The sequence below is a fragment of the Paraburkholderia sp. A1BS-2L genome (assembly GCF_051125205.1).
GTDB lineage: Bacteria > Pseudomonadota > Gammaproteobacteria > Burkholderiales > Burkholderiaceae > Paraburkholderia.
Window position 1 is genome coordinate 612,696 of sequence record NZ_CP120430.1, and the last position, 21,661, is coordinate 634,356.

Sequence of the window (21,661 nt, forward strand, 5' to 3'; positions counted from 1 at the left end):
AACCGCCCCTAAATCGCGGAATCTCCATCGGACCATTTGGCCCTGCGCAAGTGACAGGAACATATCGATCGATCCACCGATCGACTGCATATTATGACGACGCATCACGCACTACCCGCGCCGCGCCTCCAACCATGGATCACCTGCTTTCGAACTACGAACGAGAACTTGGACTGCTGCGCCGGTCCATGGCGATTTTCGCGGCGCGCCATCCCACGATGGCCGCGCGCCTCGGCATCGTCGGCGACCACTCCGAGGACGTGCATATCGAGCGTCTCCTGCAGTCGTTCGCGCTACTGGCCGCGAACCTCGACAACCGGCTCGACTACCGTTATCCGGAGTTTACGGACGCGCTGCTCGGCATGGTGTATCCGCAGTACCTGCGGCCGCTTCCCGCGTGCGCGATTATCCGGTTCGACATCGCGGACACGTTCGACAAGACCAGCAAGCCCGCCACCATTCCACGCGGCACCGAAATCAGCAGCAAGACAACAGGCTATCGCTTCCGGACCGTCCACGACGTGACGCTTTCGCCCGTGCGTATATCGAATGCACGTTACACGCCAACTACGAGCACTATTCCGTCCGGCGTCGTGCTGCCCGCCGGCACGACCGGGATACTCTCCATCACCTTCGCGGTGATTCGCCCGGATTTTCGCATCGAGGACATCGCGGGTCCGTTGCGCATCTATGTTGATGGTCAGAGTGAAATCGTCAGCACGACGATGGATGCCATGATGCTGAATACAGTGGGATCCTTCGTTGAAAATGCCACGGGTCGCTAGACGCAGTTGAATGCACCGCCGCTCGCAGCAGTTGGCTACGACGACACAGAAAAGCTGATCGATGAAGATACCTCTCAACCCGCCTTGCGTCTGCTGACCGAATATTTTGCGTTTCCGAAAAAATTCGATTTCGTCGACCTCGATTTCAAGGCGCTCACGCGCGCCGCAGGCTCCGGTCAGCATCTGACGCTGCACCTCGCCATTCGTCGCGTTCATCCGGATTTGTGGCCTGCGCAACGATTGAAACACTTGTCCGCAGAAAATATCCAGCTCCATTGCACCCCCGTCGTCAATCTGTTCCGGCTTGCCTCGCTGCAGCTCAAGCGCGATCCGGTCAAGGACGCATATCCAGTCCAAATGCCGAAAACGGTGGTAGCGGGCAGCGAAATCTGGTCGGTCAATGCCGTCCACGTGACAACGGGGAGAACGAGAAAAATGGCCATCCACCCATTCACTTCGCTCATGCACGGCAGCTCCGAAAAGCTCACGGGCCCTTACTGGATTCTTATGCAGGCCGAGAAAAACGCCGGCTCCGGGAAGACCGAAACTGCGATTGGCCTGGTCGGGCTCGACGGCAACTGGTCGTGCTTTCCGCGAATACGGGGGTGGAAATTCAGCGGTGTGTACCGAGGCCCGGTACGGCGCCGCTTGTTTGAAGGGGTGTTTTTCAGGCTACTGTACAGCCGGCGTTGGCGCTAGCTGTGACGTGATTCGCTTCGCACGGGCACTGGACCAGATCGCCATCCAGCACGCACGCCCGGCCGTTGTCTTGCGTGTCGGTGCCCGTGGCGCGGATTGGATGCTCGCCCGGGCAATTGCCGCACGTCGCCATTTCCTGATCCAGCGCGATGCGTCTGTTGCCGTCGTACAAGCTGGAGGTTGTTGCGATGACGTGGCCGCCGGTGGTGGTGGGGTCGCCGTTGCAGATCAGGGATTTGGTCATGGGAGATTTCGTGGGTGGATGATTCCGCCGTTTGAACGGCGATTCAGGGTCGATATCGGAAATGTTAGTAGCGGAAATACAGGACGCCGAGCGCACCCGGATCTCCGGGTTTCTTTCCCTTCTTGGTAATTGCGGGAAGATCGATACTCTTAGGGTTTTTCCAACCGAATCCCTCAAATATCCCTTCGGCCAGGAGAACGAAGCCCATCATTTTTCGTGAAACACGATAGATGATAAAGGCAAAAACTGTCGCGGAAACTAAACTTGATATAACACAACCTACAATCAAATTCTCGATTGGGACCCCACCTTTGAAAATTGCGAAGCAGGCCATCACGAAATATGCCGCGATCAACAGTGATGCAAAGAAGACGCCGCCCCACTTGAACGAAGCCCGGTAGTGAGCAAAGCGACCTCGACTGCAGTGTGGATGGAGTGCTACGATTTTGTCGGCGATTCGTCGAATACCGAATGCTTGCCACGTTTCGCCCCAGCGTTCAGCAACAAGTTCCACTTCATCGCCTTCTGAGAATACCGAACACCATACCCACCCCTTGACTGGCTCACCGCCAAGATCGAACTCCAGCAGATCTGCCTCCTCGGTGGTATCCATTGCCATGCCGCTTAGCCCTACGGCTACGCCACCCAAGCCGGCCAAGCCCGCCGCGACCGCCGTCGCGCCCATCCTGGCACGATCCGCATCATTAAAAAAGAAGTCCTGACTGCGACGCGTCTTTCGAAGATTGTCAATGCGCCCGCGAAGCAGGACCGTAGAAGGTGGCTGCACAGTGCTCGTCGTCATTACATGCCCTCACTGGTCTTCAAGCCGACAGCGGCCAAAGCCTTTTCAAATTCCTCATGCTGTTTATCCGCTGCCCAGGACGGACTCTCCGGATATCTGCCAAACGAGCACTTCTCAAACCATGCTTGTAGTTCATTGTCCGAAAAATATGCAATCAACACCTGCAATACAACAAGTGCTACAGCAACTTCCCAACCTGCGAGGAACAAAACCACCCGACCAATCAACAATAATGCAGCACGTTCTCCGACAACTACACCAGCTTCTTCAGCGACTGTGCCGACTGCAATTCTTCCGACAGCGTTTGCCGCTCGTTGCCGTGCAAGCCATCCCCCTGTTTCATCGGCAGCCAGCGCACTCGATCGAGCGGTTGCTCCGGCAATACCTGCTTGAACTTTACCAATAAAGACAACACCTCGCGCACCGGTAATCCGCGCAACCAACGGAGCAGATGAGGTCAACGCCGTAAGGAAATTTGCGGCCGTTACCCCAAATCCGAGCAAACCTTTAAGAAAGTATCCGGCCATGACGGGGTACGCACCTTTCCCGGCACTTTCGAATGCCTTCCCAAAATCCACCACAGCACCAATCAATGACGAAGCACCACCAAAATACCCCGTAATCGCCTTCAAATTAGTCAGCGTGCGCCCGGCATCCTTCCCAAGCCCCGCCATCAATTTGCTCGACGCCTGCAAACACGCCGACATCGACGAGAATCCGCCTGCCACCAGCATCGCGTAATCCTCGCCCTTCTTGTTTGCTTTCGCGAGATTGCAACCGAAGCTCAACAGTTCGATCACCGCAAGCGTTCCGCCTATCCTTACCCCGAGGTTGATCGCCTTGCCTTCCTCGGTAAGCTTGACCGCCGCCCATTTCGCACGATAAAGCTGGCCGCCTTCGTCCTCTGCAAGCGACTGCACCGTTCTCACGAAAGCGTCCTTCGCCGCAATGCCCTGGCTTCTGAGTGCCCGGTATCCCTGATCAAGTTTCAAACGCAATGCGGGCTCGACTTTAAACCCTTGTTTGACGAGGTCGATCGTATCCTGCTTGCTGATACCCACACGCATCATGAGTGCGCCACGGATCATGAACGTGCCCGCGCAATCTCCTAAAACGCCCAACCCCGTCCATTTGAAAAGCGCGTTGCCCACCGTGATGATGAGACCGTCACCGTGGATATTCTTCAAATACTTCTCCGATACGGAAACAGGGTTTTCATGTTCGTGGACTTCGCTCATCTTTTCCCGGAACTCAACGAACGTTTTCAGATTCTCCAGTACCTTGCTGATCTTCTCGATGACCTCGCCGGTCGCATCCGGCTTCGTGGTCTTGTTTGCAATAGCCTGCGCCAGAAGCGCCTTGATCTCCGCTTTCGGATGCTTCTGGTTATAGGCAAAGGCGCGCCAAACGAGACTGGCGGGCTGCGTCGGGTCCATGTTATTCACCAGGTCGTAGACAATGGCCTCGCCATGCTCCTCCGAAGGCAAACCGCTGATTGCCTGAATGATGACCTTTTCAAATTCGCGACCATCGCCAGCGTTTTCTTCGTGATAGTCGTGCAACGTCGTGATGAAGGTAGGCGCCTTCAGCCACGCCTCCACATCGGGGGCGCGTTTGGCCTGAATCGCGGTGACCGCATCCTGCATCGACTTGAACCAGGGCCGAAAATCCCTGAGCTTTTTCAGCGCCAGCTTGTCTTCGTATTTCGGCCACTCGGCATCGCCAATTTTCCTGGCTTCCTCCGGGCTGATCACGCCGGCATCCTGTATCCGCTTCGCCGAAGCCGCCTCCTGCTGCGGAGTCAGCATAGGGAAGCTCGGGATGCCATCCATCGCCCCCGGGTTGTTCATCATATTTTCCCAGCCGGCCTGCATGCCGGAGCGCAAGCGGCTCTTGAACGCCACCGCCCCATTGCGCACAGCGGCTTCGGCCGCATCGATCGACTGCATTGCGTCGATCTGCACAGCCCGCTCATTGACATACAAGGCCAGCATGCTGCCGGCATCGTTGCGGAAGTCGTTGAGTTCGTGAACGTTGCCTACGCCGTCCCACAAGGCCAGCATCATCGGCGGATGATGCTGATCTTTTCCAGTCGAGCCGATCTGGTTCATCAGCTTGACCAGCGACTCGCTCGATGAAAGCGGCGACGCCTGGCGGATGTGCAGCGGGTAACGCGTCGATTCGCGCGCCATCAGCGCCGGTTTGTACGCGCCGCTTTTATCCGTCAACGGCTCGTCTTTCGGCACGAGCAGTTTGGGATCGAGACCCGGCATATATTCGATGATGCTGTCGATACTCTGCTGAGTCGCAACAGTAGCGTGCTTTTGCGGATCCGTGGGATCCTTGAGCCACTTGGACGGCTCGATCCACTGCATACGTTTCTTGAGCAGCGCTTGGTCCGACTCGTACTGCTTGAAGGTGTCTTCGATCCACGCATGCTCGGAGAACGCAATGTAGACGCGATCGGTGCATTTCTCTGGATGCTCGATCGCAATGACATCCATTGGCACAGCAATCGCGCATTGAGCACATGCAGGATGCGTGGTGGGTGTCGCAGGCAAGGGACGCGACTGTTTCCACAGACGTCCGTCCTCGGTCACCTTGTACACCTCCCAACGACCGGGACCTCTCGCACTCGCGACATAGTAGAGATAAAGCCAACCGTCCCGAAGCGTGCGCAACCCATATCGGTGCGTAGTCAACGGGACATCCGTGACACCCGCGCCCGTAATTCCCTCGGGCAGTTTTGCGGGAACGGTATGTGGCAGGACGGTGTAGCGAACAGGCAAGATCGCCAAGCCGGTCTTCTTGCAGTTCACGCAATCTTGTTGGGTCATAGCCATTTCTATTCTTCGCACTGTGCACTGTGTATAGGTCGCAAACCAGATTCACCCGATCCGCGACGAGGCTTTCATCGTGTCGTACCACGCGCCGCGTCGAATTTCCTCGATTGCATCGGGCTGAAGCGCATCGATGGCCGCCGTGTAGTAATCGCCTGGCTGCATCTGCTGCAACGCATCCGCAACCCTGGAATGCCGATCGAACTGCGGATGCCACTCGAGCGCATGCCCGATGAACGCAATCTGATCCTCACGGTCATGCAAGCCGTGCTGCTGCGCGCGCGCCGCAGCAGCAACTGCCGCGTCGACTTCCGCCGGCTCAGGCTGACGGCCGTTCGCCAGCGCGTGCAGCGCAAGCGCCCGGTTGATCAAGCCATGCCGGTGAACGTCCGGCCATTGCACCCTTTGAATTGAAAGACTCCGCCTCGATTGCCCCATGCCGCTATAGGCATGCGGCTTCGCGCAGGCATCGAGTGCATGCCAGACCTTGACCGGCCCCAGCAGGGCTTGCTGCTGAGATTCGGTCAGAATCTGCCAGATCAGGCTGAGCGCACGCGCGTCGTAGAAGCGCAGTGCGCAAGCGCGTCCTTGCTCGTCGTACTGCAGCGCCTGGCCGGACCAATGTGCCGCCACTTCGTCGAGCGTGGCCTCGCTTGCCAGCCACCCGCCAATGCACTGCCCCTGGCCCTGGGCCATCGATGCGGGGCGCCGGTCTTCAAAGGCGAGCCGCACGCTCGCATCGAGAAGCGCCCTTCCTTCGCGCGTATCGAGGTCCATTTCGACCAGATATGGCCGATGGGCTTCCGGAAACGCCTCGTGGTCGATCTGCACGAACGTCCGCGGCAATTCCGCCATGGCATCGGCCCCGTCCATTTCGGCGAAATCGCGCTGGCTCGGGTCCACGGCCAGAATGCAGCGCATCGCGGGATGCTTGCTGAAATACGCGCGTAGCATGTCGACCGTCCTCTCGATTGCCGCCGCCTCCCGAGCTTGCGGCGACTCGATCGCGCCTTCCTGCGGTCCTGCGCCGTGAATGCCTGTCTGTTCCACCGTCCTTACTCCAACACGACACTCGAAGCACTATCGGCGGCAGCGGAGGCCGTCTTCCATGCGCAACCGTTCGGCACGCTCTGAAGCGACGCCGGCAACCTCATCGCCGATGCCTCCAGCTTGCTCCACGACGCGCCCTTCTCCAGGATCTGTCCACTCGTCCCGTTCTCGATCGACTCCGCCGTGATCTTGATGTACGAGCCTCCCGCACCGATCCAGATTTCCTTGTCCGCCGAAATCACGACCTTGCCATCCGTGCTCGTGATCGTTATATCGTTGAGCGCCCCAAGTTTCATCTCATCGCTTTTCGCCTGAATCTCGACCTTCCCTTTCGCCGCAAAAAGCTTGATCCCCGCGTTTTGCGCGAACAGGCTGATCTTTTCCATCACACTGGCGATCAGCGACTTGCCGGCGGCCACATGCGTGCTATTGCCGCTGACGATGTTGACGTGCTGGTTCGCCGTGACCTGCGCCGATTCCTGCGTCGAGAGCCCCACGCCGGCCGGGCTCGCCATCAGCATGATCGGCGTGGAAAATCCGTTGGCGTTGCCCATGCCGCCACCGCCCGTATTGCCGCCACTGCCTGCGCTGCTGCCACTCACGCTGTACTGCGTGGCGTCGGTGAATTTTTTCAGCGCGTCCTGTCCGTCCTGCAGACTCTCGGCCTGGTTCGACGCGCTCGCATGCGACGCCAGTTCCGCCACGCTTTCGGCGCTTGCCAACTGCTCGCTCGCAGCCGCCACGTTCATCGGCTGTGCGACAGTCGCTGGGTGAGTCGACACGTACAGGCCCTGGCCGGCACGGACGGCGCCGTACCCTTCCGACTTGAGGTCGAAGCCGCTGCCGAGAAAAACGCCGCGCGTATTGCCGGTGTGCTGGATCAGATAACCCAGATGCAGGTGCGACTGGTAGCTGCTCGAATAAAGATGAACACGGTTCTGCTGTGTCGAGTCGTCCATGACGAGCTGGTTGTAGCCCGTGCCCCCGTACTCGCGCGAGCGGTAACCGGACAGCAGGCCGTTCGAATGCCACACGGGTTGCGTCGCGCCGCCGTAAAGTCTGGCGATGATGACAGGCCTGTCACAATCCCCTTCCATGAAACCGACCAGAACCTCATCGCCCTTTCTGAGCGGCTGCACGCCGCCGCGGTTGGCTCCCGCATCCGGGAATGTCGTGCGCACCCAGCACGACGCGCGTTCGTCCTGGCCGTTGCGCCGGTTCCACGGAAACCAGACCTTCGCGCGGTTCAGCTCGTCGGTATAGACTTCCGCGCCGCCCGGTACGGAAACGATGCCGTTTTGCAACTGCATCACCGGCTTGTTGTGCTCGAACGGGCTGCGGAACGGCACGTTGCGCGGCAGCGCCTCGACCGTCACCTGAAAGAGGCCTTCGCTGCCGTCGGCATGGTGCACCGTCGCGCCGTTCCTTGCGTCCGCAATTTCCCGCGCCAATCCGTCCGGGAAATCCGCTACGCCGTCCAGACCCGGCAAATTGTTGCGGATGAGCCAGTCGACCCCCAGCAGCACGAATTCGCGATCCGCCTTGCTGCCCTTGTCGTGCACCGGATGCCCCCGCAGTTCGAAGCGCCGCCCCGGCATCGCGCAGCGCAATGCGCCCGAGCCGTGAAAGCGCTTCATCCGCGACATGCGTTCTTCCAGCCTGATCAACGCGCGGCGGTCGCCCTGCTCCTGGTTCGACCACATGTACGCACCCGGATAATCGTAGATCTCTCCATCGGTCGGCAGCTCGCTTCCGCTCTCTGTGGTGACGCCCTGAACCTGCCTTGGCAGATCGGGCCGCTTGTAGTCGAACGAACGCGACGTCAACTGCGCGCTCTCGATCTGCCGCTGTTCCTGCCACTGCGTGAAGCCGTCCAGTTCGTCGCCAATGCCCATGCGGCCGAACTGCACCACGGCTTGCCTGAGCTCAGGGAGAAAATACGAATCGTCCGTGACGACCATCGTGTGCGAGCGCCCGTCATCGGCGTGTTCGAAGTAAGGAAATATTCCGACTTCTTCCATGCTGCGATAGACGAAATTCAGGTCGAATTCCCACTGCACGCGGTTCGAATACGAGGGGAGCGGCTTATACAGGTCGAAGCGGAATGCGCCGTGCGCCTGCGGGTGCTCGTTATAGACATCCGTGAGAATCTGCTCGCCGTTCTGCTCCTGCCAGTCGCGCATGTCGCGGCGCAGGCGCAGAAAGTACAACCACGACGAGAAGCGGAGCTGGTAAAAAGTGAGCGGCCCGTCCGCCCCCAGCCGGCTGAAGCGGTGAACGTAGCCATGGATCGGCATATACGATCCGTCCATCTGCTGGATCCGCAACGTGATGGGTTTTCCGATCAGCGCATTCAGATCGATCTGGTCGCCGCGCGACGATACCGCATCGATCACATATTCATAATCGCGGCCCAATCTGGCCGTGCCTTTCACGTGAAGCGGCAATAGCCAGTTTGTGCCGAGCGGAGAATCGAGCTTGATCAGGCGGTTATATTGCGAATCGCGCTGGCTGAGCGCGTTATATAGCGTGGTGTATTCCATGCCGCTTTCCCTTGATTGGCATCCGTCATAGTTTCTGCCAGCCGGCGATTATAAATGCCCAATTGGTCAACAAGCGCAATGAATACAAGGATTTTTGGTTTTTTGACAAAATGGCAGGCATTTTTACCGATAATCGAGAAAATCAGTGTTCTTTAGAGAAAATAATCCCGCATCCGGAATATGCCAGGTGCATTGATTTTGTTTGCCGTCGGCCTATCATAATCTGATCCATCCAACGCAAGGGAGCGCGCCGCATGAACCGTTTCCTGATTGTCGTCGGCATCGCCTGCATCCTCGCCGGCATGGGGTGGCGCTGGCTCGTGCGCATTCCGTTCGGCCGGCTGCCGGGCGACATTCATATCGTTACGGACGGCCTCGACTTCTATTTCCCAATCGTGACCGGCATTCTCGTGTCGGCCGTGGTGTCCTTGCTGCTATGGCTGTTGAAGCATTGAGCGCGCGGGCTGCTTCGCGCCCCCTATACTCCCCGGCAGTATTGACCTATACTCGCTACCAGTATCACCATTCCGGTAACGCCATGCCCCATTCCCCTGAAGAAAAGAAACGCGTCCTCACGCGCGTGCGCAAAGTGCGCGGGCAGCTGGACGCGCTGGAACGCGCGCTGGAGGAAGGCGCCGATTGCGCTCCCGTGCTGCAGCAACTCGCGGCCATTCGCGGCGCAATCAATGGGGTCATGGCCGGCGTGCTCGAAAGCCATCTGCGCGAAGAGTTCACGCAACTGACTGGAACCACGGAGTCTGCGTCCGGTTCGATCGACGATGTCGTGAGCCTCGTCCGAACCTATTTGCGCTAGGACACCCCCAGCGTTCGACCACCATTCTTAAGGATTCCCATGAAATCACGTGCTGCAGTCGCATTCGAGGCGGGCAAGCCGCTCCAGATCGTCGAGATCGATGTCGAACCGCCCCGCAAGGGCGAAGTGCTGGTGAAGATTACGCACACGGGCGTATGCCACACCGACGCCTTCACGCTTTCGGGCGACGATCCGGAAGGCCTCTTCCCCGCCGTGCTGGGCCACGAAGGCGCCGGCATCGTCGTGGAAGTGGGCGAAGGCGTGACCAGCGTAAAACCCGGCGACCACGTGATTCCGCTCTACACCGCCGAATGCGGCGAGTGCCTGTTCTGCAAGAGCGGCAAGACCAACTTGTGCGTTGCGGTGCGCGCGACCCAGGGCAAGGGGGTGATGCCGGACGGCACCACCCGCTTCAGCTATAACGGCCAGCCCATCTATCACTACATGGGCTGCTCCACGTTCAGCGAATACACCGTGGTGGCCGAGGTGTCGCTCGCGAAGATCGACCCGCAAGCCAATCCGGAGCAGGTCTGCCTGCTGGGCTGCGGCGTGACCACGGGCCTTGGCGCGGTGAAGAACACGGCCAAGGTGCAGGAAGGCGATACGGTTGCGGTGTTCGGCCTGGGCGGCATCGGCCTCGCCGTGATCCAGGGCGCGAAGATTGCCAAGGCTGGCCGCATCATCGCCATCGACACCAACCCCGGCAAGTTCGATCTGGCGCGCGCCTTCGGGGCCACCGACTGCGTCAACCCCAAGGACCACGAAAAGCCCATCCAGCAGGTGATCGTCGAGATGACGGGCTGGGGTGTGGACCACAGCTTCGAATGCATCGGCAACGTCAACGTGATGCGCGCGGCGCTCGAATGCGCGCACCGCGGTTGGGGCCAGTCGGTCGTGATCGGCGTGGCCGGCGCGGGCCAGGAAATCTCCACCCGCCCGTTCCAGTTGGTGACGGGCCGCCGCTGGCTGGGCACGGCCTTCGGCGGCGTGAAGGGCCGCTCGGAACTGCCGGGCATGGTGCAGGACGCCATGGAAGGCAAGATCCAGCTCGCGCCGTTCGTCACGCACACGATGCCGCTCACGGGCATCAACGATGCCTTCGATCTGATGCACGAAGGCAAGTCGATCCGCTCCGTGGTTCACTACTAAGACAAGCAATCGTTGCGGCGCGCAGGGCAATCCGCTGCCCTCGCGCGCCGTGGCGTGCCCTTGACCTTACGCCGAGACGCCCGCGCCATCTACGTACCCATGCTCGGAGCGCGCCCAGGCAATGAGCGCGCCCACGCCGAGCACGGCGAGGCAGACGATGGGCACGATCATCGGGCCGAACGCGGTGCCGGTGGCCTTGCCCGCGAATGGCATCAGGTTCTGGCCGAAGAAGCCGCCGAGATTGCCGATCGAGTTGATGGCCGCGACACTGGCTGCCGCGCGCGCGCCGGTGAAGTAGCGCGGCGGCATCGACCAGAAGCACGGGTACAGCAGCGGAATGCACGCGCCGCCGAACACGAGCGCGATAAAGCGCAGCGGCGTCGAAGGCAGCAAGAGACTCAGCAGGAAGCCCAGCGCGCCCAGTGCGGCGACGATCGCGATGGCGCGCAGGATGCTTTTCGCGCGGCGCAGTTTCCCCGGCAAATACAGCAGCAGCAACACCGAGATCGCCCACGGCAGCATGCTCAGCAGACCGTTCGTGCTGCTCGACACGCCGAACGATTTCACGAGCGTCGGCAGCCAGTAGGTCACGCCGTAAAGCGACGTCGACATCATCATGTAGGTCGCGGCAAACAGCATTACGCGCGGGTCGAGCAGCGCCTTCCACGGATGCGCGTGCTCGGCGTGCTCGGGCTTCTCGCGTTCGTGTGCGCACGCAACGATCTCCTTCTCGTGCGCGCTCAGGAAGCCCGCCTCGCGATACGAAGCCGGCAGCAGCCTGAACACCATGACGCCCACCAGCACGGCCGGCAGGCCCGTGGCGATGAACACCCATTGCCAGCCCTCGAGGCCCCACACGCCGCTCAGGCTCAGCAGCCAGCCGCCGACGAGCGAGCCCAGCATGTTGGCGAGCGCGCTGCCGAGCGTGAACACGCCGAGCACGCGGGCGCGGTAGCTTTGCGGAAACCACAGCGTGAGGTAATAGATCACGCCCGGATAAAAGCCGGCCTCCGCAATGCCGAGCGCGAGGCGCAAGCCGCAGAACACCTGCATGGAGGTCGTGAAGCCCATCAGCACGGTAATGACGCCCCACGTGACCATGATGCGCGCGAGCCACACGCGCGCGCCGAAGCGGTGCAGCGCAAGCGTGCTGGGCACTTCGAACAGCAAATAGCCGATGAAGAACAGCGACGACGCAAGACCGAATGCCGTCTCCGTCATATGCAGGCTGTGCACCATCTGCAGCTTGGCGAAGCCGACATTTTGCCGGTCGATGAACGAGATCAGAAACATCACGACGAGGATCGGCATCAGGCGACGCGCGATCTTCGACATGACCAGCCGCTCTTCGGCGGGCTGTTGTTCGAGGGATGAGGCTGGGTTCACTGCGGACTCCTTGTGGTTTTATTTGGGCTGATACTCGCCCAGCGCGGGGGCGAACATCTCGTTCCAGGTGCGCGGCCTGGACTTGATCGTACCGACCATGTACAGAAAGTCGACGTACTCCATCAGTTGCTCCGGCCACACCAAAAAGCGCGTCTCGGGCGCGGCGAGCATCTGCATCACGCCGTCGTGCGACACATCGAGCCCCGAAGCGGCAACATAGATGGCCGCCGCCGCTTGCCGGTCCTGCGCAATCAGCCGGTTCGCCTCGTCGAGCGCGCCGAGGAACGCCCGCACGAGTGCGGGCTCGGTATCGACGAGACGCTTGGGCGCGTACACGACATCGAGCGTCAGCGACCCCAGCACGTCGATCGAATTGACCACGCGATGGATGCCGGCATGCTTCAGTTCGAGCGCGGAAAACGGCGGCGACGCGAAATGCGCGGTGATGCCGCTTTCATGCCGGACCAGCGCTTGCACTGCCTGCGGATGCGGCAGGCTCACCGTGATCGAATCGAGCTGCGCGAAATGCTTCGGCCCGAGCAGCTTGCTCGCCACCATCTGCAACACCACGGCCGAGAGCGAGGTACGAATGCCCGGCACCGCGATGCGGTCGGCGCTCGTGAAATCGCCGAGCGTGGCGATGCGCGGCTGGTTCGTGTTCAGCGAAAGCGACGTGGTGGACAAGCCGCTCACGCCAATCACCTCGACATTCGGAATGCCCCGCGCCCGCGCCCACAACTCGATGAAACCGGGCGCGCCCACGGCCGCGAAATCGAGCGTGCCGCCCATCATGGCGTCGTCCACCGAATTGCCGCCGTCGAGCAGCGTCCATTGCACGCTCACCGCGCCCAGGCCCTGGCGCACCGCATGCCGCTCGAACAAGCGGCGCTTCTCCATCACCAGCAGCGGCAGATACAGCAAGCCGTAGCCCTTCGAAATGCGCACCGTGCGCGGGCTCGACAGCACCAGCGCGGGCGCGAGCGCCGCGCTCAGGCCCGCGGCCACGAACGCGCGCCGCCGCAATGCCGGCTTGCTGTCTCCACTCGTTCTGGTAATCATGGTGCGAGATTACCGGGCGAGTCTGAGAAAATGCTGACACCACCCCTCCGGGAAAACCCGCAAACTCAACCATGAATCACACCGCAGGAACGGCATCATGCGCATTCTGGTCGTAGAGGACGACGCCCAAATCGGCGCGGCGATGCGCAGCCGGCTGACGAAGCTCGGACACGCCGTGGATCTCGAAGCCGACGGCGCCATGGCAAACAGCCTGCTCGGCGTCGAGCGTTTCGATCTAGTCGTGCTAGACGTCATGCTGCCTTCGATGGACGGCTTCGCGATCTTGCGCAATCTGCGCGCGGCAGGCTCCGCCACGCCGGTGCTGCTCGTGACCGCGCGCTCCGCAATCGACGACCGCGTGAGCGGCCTCGGCCTGGGCGCCGACGACTACCTCGTCAAGCCGTTTGACTATCGCGAGCTGGAAGCACGCGTGCAGGCGCTCCTGCGCCGCAACAGCGGCCACGCGAACGACCTCGTCAAGGTGGGCGGGCTCGCGATCGATCGCAGCAGCCGGCTCGCGGAACTCGACGGCAAGCCGCTAGCACTCTCGCGCCAGGAGTTCGCGCTGCTCGAAATTCTCGCGAGCCGCCCGCAGCGCATCTACTCGAAGGAAGAATTGCTGAACCAGTTGTTCAGCTTCGGCCACGAACCCACCGCCAACGCCGTCGAGCAATATGTCACGCGCGTGCGCAAGAAGCTGCAAGGCAGCACGGTGGAAATCCGCACCGCGCGCGGCATGGGATATCAAATTGCTGCGCTTTGACTGGTTCCGCAAAACGCTGCTCGGGCGCACGCTGCTCTTCATCGCGCTCGTGGTGGCCTCCGGCGCGCTCGCACTCGCCGTCATCGCGCGCTACTACGCGGGCGTCGCCGCCGAGCGCGCCTACGACCAGTTGCTGGCCGGCGCGGCCATTCAGGTCGCCGAAAATCTTTACGTGCAAGGCGGCGTGCTCGCCCTCAATCCGCCCGTGGCGGCGCTGTCCTCGCTCTCGCGCTACGACCTCGTCTATTACAAGGTGGTCGATTCGCGCGGCGTCGTGGTGGCGGGCTATGGCGACCTTCCCGGTGCGGCCGGCAAGGCAGCCGGACGGCAAGGCACCGAGTTCGCGAACGGCGCTTACCAGAACCAGCGCATCCGCACAGCCACCATCGCCCGCTACATGCCGGAGGAACGCACGCCCGGCTGGGCCGTCGTGACCGTTGCGCAAACAACCAATGCGCGCCAGCAACTGACGAACGACATGAGCTTCAAGGTCTGGACGCTCATTCTGATGATGAGCGTGCTCGCCATCGGCGCCAGCGGGCTGGCAATCCGGCGCGGCCTGCGGCCGCTCGCGCGCATCGAGACCATCATCGCCGCGCGCGACCCCGCCGACCTGCGGCCTGTGGAGCACGACACGCCCAGCGAAATCAACGCGATCATCGGGGCCATCAACGGGCTGATTGGCCGCCTGGCCGAACGCATGACGGCCATGCAGCGCTTCATTGCCGATGCCGCGCATCAGATGCGCACGCCCATCGCGCGGCTCGATGCGCAAATCGAACTGCTCAGCGGCGAGACCGATCCCGCCCGCTACGCGCAGGGACTCGACGCCTTGCGCACGACCTGCTCCGATGTTGGCCGGCTCACGGGGCAACTGCTCAATCACGCGATGGTGATTCACCGCACCGAGGCGGTGCCGCTGCAACCCGTGGACCTGGTTGCGCTCGCGCGCGAGGCGATCGGGCGCACCATCCCGCTCGCAGGCGAACGCGACGTGCAGGTGGCATTCGAAAGCGATGCGCCGGGCGCGATGATTGCCGGCGACCCGATCAGCCTTCAGGAAGCGCTTTCGAACGTGCTGCACAACGCATTGCTGCACGGCGACGCCGATGAGATCGTCGTGCGCGTGGCCACTGCCGACGACGCGCTAACGTTGACAGTGACCGATAACGGGCGCGGCATCCCGCGTGAGCATTGGGACGCCGCGCTCAGACCGTTCGAGCGCTTCGAGGCCGATGGCGCGCCGCGACGCAGCGGCTCCGGGCTCGGGCTCGCGATTGTTGCCGAAGTCATGAAGGCGCATCACGGGCGTGTGGGTTTTGCGTTTCCGGCGGGCGGGGGATTTACTGTCGTATTAATGTTTCCTGTCGCCCCCGCTCTCGCTCATGCCGCGCGTGGCGACGCTACAGGCGGCGAGCCTTCGTGAAAGAGCTGACTGATTTGTGCGCGCAGTTCCGGCGAATCGGCGTGATGGTGCACGCTTACCGCGTGCTGCACGGCGGCCTCCAGAAGTTCCGAGTCCGAATCCGCCGAGATCGCAACCGTGCAGTTCATCTCGCTGGGGAACTCCCTGCAATCAATGTACTTTCGAGTCATGGCGAGACTCCTCGTTGTGAGGTTAGCAGCGCAATACGACGTACGCATTCGCGAGCAGTCCGCGAATGCGTAAAAATTATAGAGTCCGCTTAATGCGTTTGCTAAACTATTAAAATAAAGCCGCGCATAATAATAATCTGATTTAACTTTGCGAATTAAGTGCGCAAATTAAACGAGAAAGATACTATTTATCGAGCTTGATCATTCAGGTTAGCTAATTTAGCTTCGAGCCGCGCCGGCTGCCGGGGTACGAGCCGTTTCGCGAAGCGCTCGTCGGCTGGGGCTCCACGTCCCGGTCAGCCACGCTGCGCCCGCAGCCATTCCGAAAGCCCGTCTTTCACGCTTTCCCGGCCGCTTGCACGCATTGAACCGCGCGTGCGAAATCCGCCTTGATTCGAAACATTGGATCGGTCGCCAGAAATTCAGCCAGTCCGTGCTAACGCGCGATATGCGAATCGCGCGCGTATCCCAACCCGATGTCAACGTACGAGGAGCCGTCATGTCGACCTATGTGGTTCTTGCGCAGTTCACCGACCAGGGCATTCGCACCGTCCGGAACAGCGCGCAGCGCGCCGGCCAGGCCGCGGAAATGGCCAAAACCTTCGGCTGCGAAATGAGGGAAATTTATTGGACGCTGGGGAAATACGACATCGTCACGATCGTCGAAGCGCCGGATGAACAAAGCTTCATGGCGTTCGGCCTGGCGCTCGGCTCGCTCGGCAATATCCGCACGCAAACGCTGCGCGCGATGAGCAAGGACGAGTTCGGCGCCGTGCTTGGCAAGCTGCCTTGAGGCGGGCGCTGAATGAGGGGCGCGGGTGCCTACCTGATCCGAACGACGCAACCGCGCTCGATCATCAACCAGTCGCCCCCCTGCGAACCGGTAATGTCGCCCATAGCGGCGAAAGTCTGGACATTGGCTCATCTGGCGGCCCCCTTCCCCAGAAAACCACCTACTCTTAAATATCGGGCCATTTCCATTTGCCCGTCCGGACGTTCCGATGCGCGCTCATCGCCCCACCCGGGCGGCGGAGCACGACGCGCCTCCGCCCCATCGTCGCCCGCCGCGCCACCCTCTGCCGGCGCGGCTCGCGCGCGCCGCGCTTTTTGCGGCGCTGCTGGTGGTTTGCGCGGCGGTGGCGGCGCTCGAGTCAGTCAGCGCCATGGCTCTGGCTCAGCGCGCCCCGGCGGATGCACAGCGCGCGGTCGTCGTAATGACCGTCAACGGCGCCATCGGCCCCGCCAGCGCCGATTTCATCGTCCGCACGCTCGAGCATGCGGCGCAGCAACACGCGCCGCTCGCGATTCTCCAACTCGACACGCCAGGCGGCCTCGACACCTCGATGCGCCAGATCATCAAGGCGATCCTCGGCTCGCCCGTGCCGGTGGCCGCGTTCGTGGCGCCCGGCGGCGCGCGCGCCGCGAGCGCGGGGACCTATATCGTCTACGCGAGCCATGTCGCGGCCATGGCGCCCGGCACCAACCTGGGCGCGGCCTCGCCAGTGCAGTTGGGGATCGGCGGCGGCATTGGCGGCGCGCCGAATCCGCCCGGCGCGCCAGGAGCGGCCTCCGGCGGGCAAACCAACGGCAAGGCCAACGACAAAACCAGCAACGAAGCCACCGACACCGCCTCCACCGAAGCCCGCAAGGTCATGCACGATGCCGCCGCCTACATTCGCGGACTCGCGCAACTGCGCGGGCGCAACGCCGTGTGGGCGGAGCGCGCGGTGCGCGAGGCGGTGAGCCTGTCCGCCAGCGAGGCGCTCGACCAGCACGTGATCGACCTGATCGCGCAGGACCCCGCCGATCTCGCACGCGAGCTCGACGGCCGCACCATCGCCACGGCGGCCGGCACGGTGCGCATCGACACCGCGCACGCGCCGCTCGTGTACGTCGTGCCCGACTGGCGCAATCACTTCCTCTCCATCGTGGCCGATCCGAACGTCGCGTTGATCCTGCTGACGATCGGCATCTACGGTCTCTTCTTCGAGTTCGCAAATCCGGGCTTCGTGCTGCCCGGCGTAGCCGGCGGAATTTGCCTGCTGGTCGGCCTGTTCGCGATGCAGCTTCTGCCCATCAACTACGCGGGGCTCGGTCTCGTGATGCTGGGGCTCGCGTGCCTGATTGCCGAGGCGTTCCTGCCCACGTTCGGCGTGCTCGGCTTCGGCGGCATCGTCGCATTCGCCGTGGGCGCGCTCATGCTGATCAACACCGACGTGCCAGGCTACGGTATTCCGCTGCCGCTGATCGCGGGCCTTGCGCTCGGCGGCGCGGCGTTCGTCGCGGCGGTCTCCAGCGTGGCGCTGCGCGCGCGGCGCCGCCCGGTGGTGAGCGGCGCGGAAGCGATGGTCGGCAGCATCGGCGAAATCATCGACGATGGCCTGACGCCCGATCACGCGGCGGCCTCGGGCTGGGCGCGCGTGCATGGCGAACGCTGGCGCGTGACTTGCGAGGTGCCGCTCGCCACGGGCAGCCAGGTGCGCGTAACGGGTCGCCACGGCCTGCTGTTGAGCGTCGCGCCGCTGCATGAAGCGCCGCTGCGCGAAGCACATCACGGAGGACATTCATGATCGGCTACACCTTCGGCTTCACGAGTCTCCTGGTCGTGCTGGCCATCATGCTCGCCGTTTCGGCCATTCGCATTTTCCGGGAGTACGAGCGCGGCGTGGTGTTCATGCTCGGCCGCTTCTGGAAGGTCAAGGGGCCGGGGCTCGTGCTTATCATTCCCGTCGTGCAGCAGGTCGTGCGCATCGATTTACGCACCGTCGTGTTCGACGTGCCCGCCCAGGACGTGATCACGCGCGACAACGTCTCGGTGAAAGTCAACGCCGTGGTCTACTTTCGCGTGGTCGATCCGGAAAAGGCCGTGATTCAGGTCGCGCGCTTTTTCGAGGCCACCAGCCAGCTCGCGCAAACCACGCTGCGTGCGGTGCTGGGCAAGCACGAACTCGACGCGTTGCTCGCGGAGCGCGAGCAATTGAACGCCGATATCCAGAAGACGCTCGATGCGCAAACCGACGCGTGGGGCATCAAGGTCTCCACTGTCGAGATCAAGCACGTGGACCTCAACGAGACGATGATCCGCGCCATCGCGCGCCAGGCCGAGGCAGAGCGCGAACGGCGCGCGAAAGTGATTCACGCGGAAGGCGAGCTGCAAGCTTCCGAAAAATTGCTGCAAGCCGCGCAGCGGCTCGCGCAGCAGCCGCAGGCCATGCAATTGCGCTATTTGCAGACGCTCACCACTATCGCCGCCGACAAGAACTCGACCATCGTGTTTCCGTTGCCGATCGATTTACTGAGCTCGCTGCTGGAGCGCTTTAACTCGCCGCGCGGGAATTGAAAAGGGTTGGCGTTGTTGTTGCGATTGGCGAGTGCGAAACGGCGGCTGGCCATTGCCGCCGTTTCGGCCATTCGTGAATTCACGCGGACAACACATCGCGCCGCACAACAACCCATCGTTGCGATCCCCTCGCGCCTGTGATCCTGGCTGAGGGCCATGACCACGCGCGGCTTCGGCGTGAAGAAAGCCGAGCAGGTGGGCAACCTGATTGCCGACGTGCTGGACAACCTGGAAGACGCCGCAACCATCGAACGCGTGAAGGCGCAGGTGGCCGAGCTGACGAAGCGCTTCCCCGTCCATGGCTGATTCGCCCCGCCGTGCGGCGGCCCGCCCGGACGCCGATTTGCACTAATACTTCCCGCGCGGGTATGAGACCAAAGTCCAATACCCGCTGACTCCTGCCTCGCGTACGCTTGGACCGGCACTGCCCGCAGACCGGCGGCGGCGCTCCCCGCGCCGCGCAAGCTTATGTCAGGGAGACCGAGGCATGAGAACCCAGCAACACGGATTTTCGCGGCGAGTCCGCATCGGCGTGGCCTGCGCACTGCTATTCGGGCTCGCCGGGACGAACGCACTGGCCCGCCAGCACTTCAGCACGCCGGATGCGGCGATGACGGCCTTCGGCGAGGCCGTGCTGAACAACGACGAGCCGGCAATGCAAAAGATGCTGGGCGCACATTTCCGCGACATCGTCCCACCGGTCGGCGACGCCGTCCGGGAGCAGTTCATCAAGGCATGGGGCGTCGCTCACGCCATCCAGCAAGCGGACGGCCGGGCGTTCATCGCGGTCGGCAACGATGGCTGGACCTTGCCCGTCCCCATCGTCAAGTCGGCCGGCGGCTGGCAGTTCGATACCGTCGCAGGCGCGCGAGCAATGCGCCTGCGACGCATCGGACGAAACGAGCTTGCCGCGATCCAGGTCCTGCAGGCAATCCACGACGCCGAGGACGAATACGCCGAGACCACTCACGACGACGGAACCATGATGGTCTACGCGAGCAAGCTGTCGAGTTCCCCCGGCAAACACGACGGCCTTTACTGGCCGACTGGCCCGGGAGAATCTCCGAGCCCGCTTGGGCCGGCGTTCGAAGGCGCCGGCGCGCAAAACGGGGGCAAGGACGGCTATTACGGCTATCACTACAAGATTCTCACCTCGCAGGGGCCCGACGCCCAGGGCGGCGCGGCCAATTATGTTCTCGACGGCAAGCTGTTTGCCGGCTTTGCGGTCATGGCATGGCCGGCGCGCTACGGCGATACCGGGGTGATGAGTTTCATCGCGAACTATACGGGCCAGGTCTATCAGCGCGACCTCGGGCCGAATACCGCCGCGCAGGCAGCGGCCGCGCAATCCTTTGACCCCGGCCACGGCTGGAGGAAGGTGTCGCCATGACACGCCGGACCTATGCCGTTTCGTGTTGCGCCCTGCTTGCGCTCGCCGGATGCCAGACCGCTGCCCCGCCGCCGGCGGCCGGCCCGGCCGCCGTGACGCCAGCCGCCGCGCCACCCGGCGCGAATGGTGCAACTGGCGTGAATGGCGCGCCAGTCCGGAACGAACCCGCGCCGTACCGTAGCGAGGAAATCGAAGCGATGGTCGCGCCGATCGCGCTTTATCCGGACGAACTTCTGTCCCAGGTGCTGATGGCGTCGACCTATCCGATGGAGGTCGTGGTTGCCGCGCGCTGGGTCAAAGCGCATCCGGATCTCAAGGGTGAGGCCGCCATCAAGGCGGTGCAGGGCGAGACCTGGGACGTCAGTGTGAAATCGCTGGTCGCGTTCCCGCAGATCCTCGAGCCAATGAACGACAAGCTCGACTGGACCCAGAAGCTCGGCGACGCCTTTCTGGCCCAGCCGAAAGACGTGCTCGACGCCGTGCAGCGGCTACGTGCACGCGCGAAGCAATCCGGACACCTCGAGTCGAATGCGCAGCAGACCGTGACCGTGGAGGCCCCGGCCGGCGGCACGGCCGGCGGGGAATCGATCGTGCGCATCGAGCCCGCGGATCCGGCCGTGATCTATGTGCCGGTCTACGATCCCGCCGTCGTCTACGCCGGGTGGGCCTACCCCGCCTTTCCGTACTACTACTGGCCGCCCTATCCCGCGTACTATCCCGGCGCCGCCTTCGGCTTCGGCGTCGGCCTGATCGCGGCAGCGGCGATTTTCGGCAACTGCGACTGGAATGGCGGCAATGTGTATGTCGATCATCGCAAAGCCACCAACATCGACCGCAATTTCGAACGCGGCAAAACCGATGGCAGCGGACGCTGGCAGCACGACGCGAAACACCGCCAGGGCGTAGCGTATCGCGACAATGCCACGCGCGAAAAATACGGCCGCGGCGGCGCCGGCGCGGACGGACGCAGCGCCTTTCGGGGCCGGGACGCGGCCGCTGGACGTGACAGCGGATTCCAGGGTTTGAGCGGCGGCGGCAATGCCGTGCGGCAGGACGTCAATCGCGCCAATACGAGCCTGCAAAAAGGCGGTGCTTCGCGCAGCGGCGGATGGGGCGCACGAGGCTTCAGTGGCGGCGGCCGGCGCCGCTAAGCGCGATCTTCAACCGCGCTTCGCCGCGGCGGGTCGGCGCGGCCCGCTGC

18 protein-coding genes and 2 pseudogenes are annotated in these 21,661 nt (G+C 62.5%); 12 read left to right on the forward strand and 8 right to left on the reverse strand.

Annotated elements, in window-relative coordinates; all coding sequences use genetic code 11:
• The first annotated feature begins 134 nt into the window (after positions 1–134).
• Positions 135–1,484, forward strand: a pseudogene (gene tssF, locus P5W98_RS27330) (type VI secretion system baseplate subunit TssF).
• Here the strand turns inward: tssF and P5W98_RS27335 are convergent.
• The 5 genes from P5W98_RS27335 to P5W98_RS27355 all read right to left on the reverse strand — a co-directional run bounded on the left by P5W98_RS27335 (position 1,453) and on the right by P5W98_RS27355 (position 8,963).
• Entirely contained in the window at positions 1,453–1,728 is a 276-nt protein-coding gene (locus tag P5W98_RS27335) for a PAAR domain-containing protein (protein WP_421027850.1), read from the reverse strand. The pseudogene tssF and the gene P5W98_RS27335 sit on opposite strands and share 32 nt — an antisense overlap.
• Positions 1,729–1,792: 64 nt before the next feature.
• Positions 1,793–2,530 (reverse strand): putative type VI secretion system effector, encoded by a 738-nt coding sequence (locus tag P5W98_RS27340; protein ID WP_421027851.1) that lies wholly within the window; start codon positions 2,528–2,530, stop codon positions 1,793–1,795.
• Entirely contained in the window at positions 2,530–5,373 is a 2,844-nt protein-coding gene (locus P5W98_RS27345) for a T6SS effector BTH_I2691 family protein (protein ID WP_421027852.1), read from the reverse strand. Before P5W98_RS27345 ends, P5W98_RS27340 begins: the two co-directional genes overlap by 1 nt.
• 45 nt (positions 5,374–5,418) lie before the next feature.
• The gene (locus P5W98_RS27350) at positions 5,419–6,420 is read right to left on the reverse strand and encodes a DUF4123 domain-containing protein (protein ID WP_421027853.1); all 1,002 of its coding nucleotides are present in this window, start codon (positions 6,418–6,420) and stop codon (positions 5,419–5,421) included.
• 5 nt (positions 6,421–6,425) lie between these two features.
• Positions 6,426–8,963, reverse strand: coding sequence for a type VI secretion system Vgr family protein (locus tag P5W98_RS27355; RefSeq protein ID WP_421027854.1), 2,538 nt, complete (start codon positions 8,961–8,963; stop codon positions 6,426–6,428).
• A gap of 254 nt (positions 8,964–9,217) precedes the next feature.
• On the opposite strand from P5W98_RS27355, the gene P5W98_RS27360 reads away from it, so the two are divergent.
• From P5W98_RS27360 to P5W98_RS27370, 3 genes are all read left to right on the forward strand, one after another.
• On the forward strand, positions 9,218–9,418 hold the full coding sequence (locus P5W98_RS27360) for a DUF2905 domain-containing protein (RefSeq protein ID WP_421027855.1): 201 nt from the start codon (positions 9,218–9,220) through the stop codon (positions 9,416–9,418).
• A gap of 83 nt (positions 9,419–9,501) precedes the next feature.
• Positions 9,502–9,777, forward strand: coding sequence for a formaldehyde-responsive transcriptional repressor FrmR (frmR, locus tag P5W98_RS27365; RefSeq protein WP_421027856.1), 276 nt, complete (start codon positions 9,502–9,504; stop codon positions 9,775–9,777).
• A gap of 39 nt (positions 9,778–9,816) precedes the next feature.
• Positions 9,817–10,926 (forward strand): S-(hydroxymethyl)glutathione dehydrogenase/class III alcohol dehydrogenase, encoded by a 1,110-nt coding sequence (locus tag P5W98_RS27370; RefSeq protein ID WP_421027857.1) that lies wholly within the window; start codon positions 9,817–9,819, stop codon positions 10,924–10,926.
• 66 nt (positions 10,927–10,992) lie between these two features.
• On the opposite strand, the gene P5W98_RS27375 is transcribed toward P5W98_RS27370, so the two are convergent.
• Entirely contained in the window at positions 10,993–12,261 is a 1,269-nt protein-coding gene (locus P5W98_RS27375) for an MFS transporter (protein WP_421028044.1), read from the reverse strand.
• A 69-nt stretch (positions 12,262–12,330) separates the two neighbouring features.
• Positions 12,331–13,371 carry an ABC transporter substrate-binding protein gene (locus P5W98_RS27380; RefSeq protein ID WP_421027858.1) on the reverse strand — a complete coding sequence of 347 codons (1,041 nt, stop codon included), beginning with the start codon at positions 13,369–13,371 and terminating at the stop codon, positions 12,331–12,333.
• A gap of 97 nt (positions 13,372–13,468) precedes the next feature.
• Between P5W98_RS27380 and P5W98_RS27385 the strand changes: the two genes are divergently transcribed.
• Positions 13,469–14,134 (forward strand): response regulator transcription factor, encoded by a 666-nt coding sequence (locus P5W98_RS27385; RefSeq protein WP_421027859.1) that lies wholly within the window; start codon positions 13,469–13,471, stop codon positions 14,132–14,134.
• Positions 14,121–15,560, forward strand: a complete 1,440-nt coding sequence (locus tag P5W98_RS27390) for a sensor histidine kinase (RefSeq protein ID WP_421027860.1) — start codon at positions 14,121–14,123, stop codon at positions 15,558–15,560. The genes P5W98_RS27385 and P5W98_RS27390 overlap by 14 nt, the downstream gene beginning before the upstream one ends.
• On the opposite strand, the gene P5W98_RS27395 is transcribed toward P5W98_RS27390, so the two are convergent.
• A complete protein-coding gene (locus P5W98_RS27395; RefSeq protein ID WP_421027861.1) occupies positions 15,518–15,730 on the reverse strand; it encodes a DUF1059 domain-containing protein in 213 nt (70 codons plus the stop codon). The two genes, P5W98_RS27390 and P5W98_RS27395, sit on opposite strands and share 43 nt — an antisense overlap.
• Positions 15,731–16,229: 499 nt before the next feature.
• Here P5W98_RS27395 and P5W98_RS27400 point away from each other — a divergent pair, with 499 nt between their 5' ends.
• From P5W98_RS27400 to P5W98_RS27425, 6 genes and pseudogenes are all read left to right on the forward strand, one after another.
• Positions 16,230–16,523, forward strand: a complete 294-nt coding sequence (locus P5W98_RS27400) for a GYD domain-containing protein (RefSeq protein ID WP_213306825.1) — start codon at positions 16,230–16,232, stop codon at positions 16,521–16,523.
• Positions 16,524–16,731: 208 nt separating this feature from the next.
• Positions 16,732–18,300, forward strand: coding sequence for an NfeD family protein (locus tag P5W98_RS27405; protein ID WP_421027862.1), 1,569 nt, complete (start codon positions 16,732–16,734; stop codon positions 18,298–18,300).
• Positions 18,297–19,070 carry a slipin family protein gene (locus P5W98_RS27410; RefSeq protein WP_421027863.1) on the forward strand — a complete coding sequence of 258 codons (774 nt, stop codon included), beginning with the start codon at positions 18,297–18,299 and terminating at the stop codon, positions 19,068–19,070. Before P5W98_RS27405 ends, P5W98_RS27410 begins: the two co-directional genes overlap by 4 nt.
• A gap of 153 nt (positions 19,071–19,223) precedes the next feature.
• Positions 19,224–19,376, forward strand: a pseudogene (glyA, locus tag P5W98_RS27415) (serine hydroxymethyltransferase); the annotation flags it as partial.
• A 181-nt stretch (positions 19,377–19,557) separates the two neighbouring features.
• Positions 19,558–20,460 (forward strand): DUF2950 domain-containing protein, encoded by a 903-nt coding sequence (locus tag P5W98_RS27420; protein WP_421027864.1) that lies wholly within the window; start codon positions 19,558–19,560, stop codon positions 20,458–20,460.
• Positions 20,457–21,611, forward strand: a complete 1,155-nt coding sequence (locus P5W98_RS27425; protein ID WP_421027865.1) for a DUF3300 domain-containing protein — start codon at positions 20,457–20,459, stop codon at positions 21,609–21,611. Before P5W98_RS27420 ends, P5W98_RS27425 begins: the two co-directional genes overlap by 4 nt.
• The last annotated feature ends 50 nt before the right edge of the window (positions 21,612–21,661 follow it).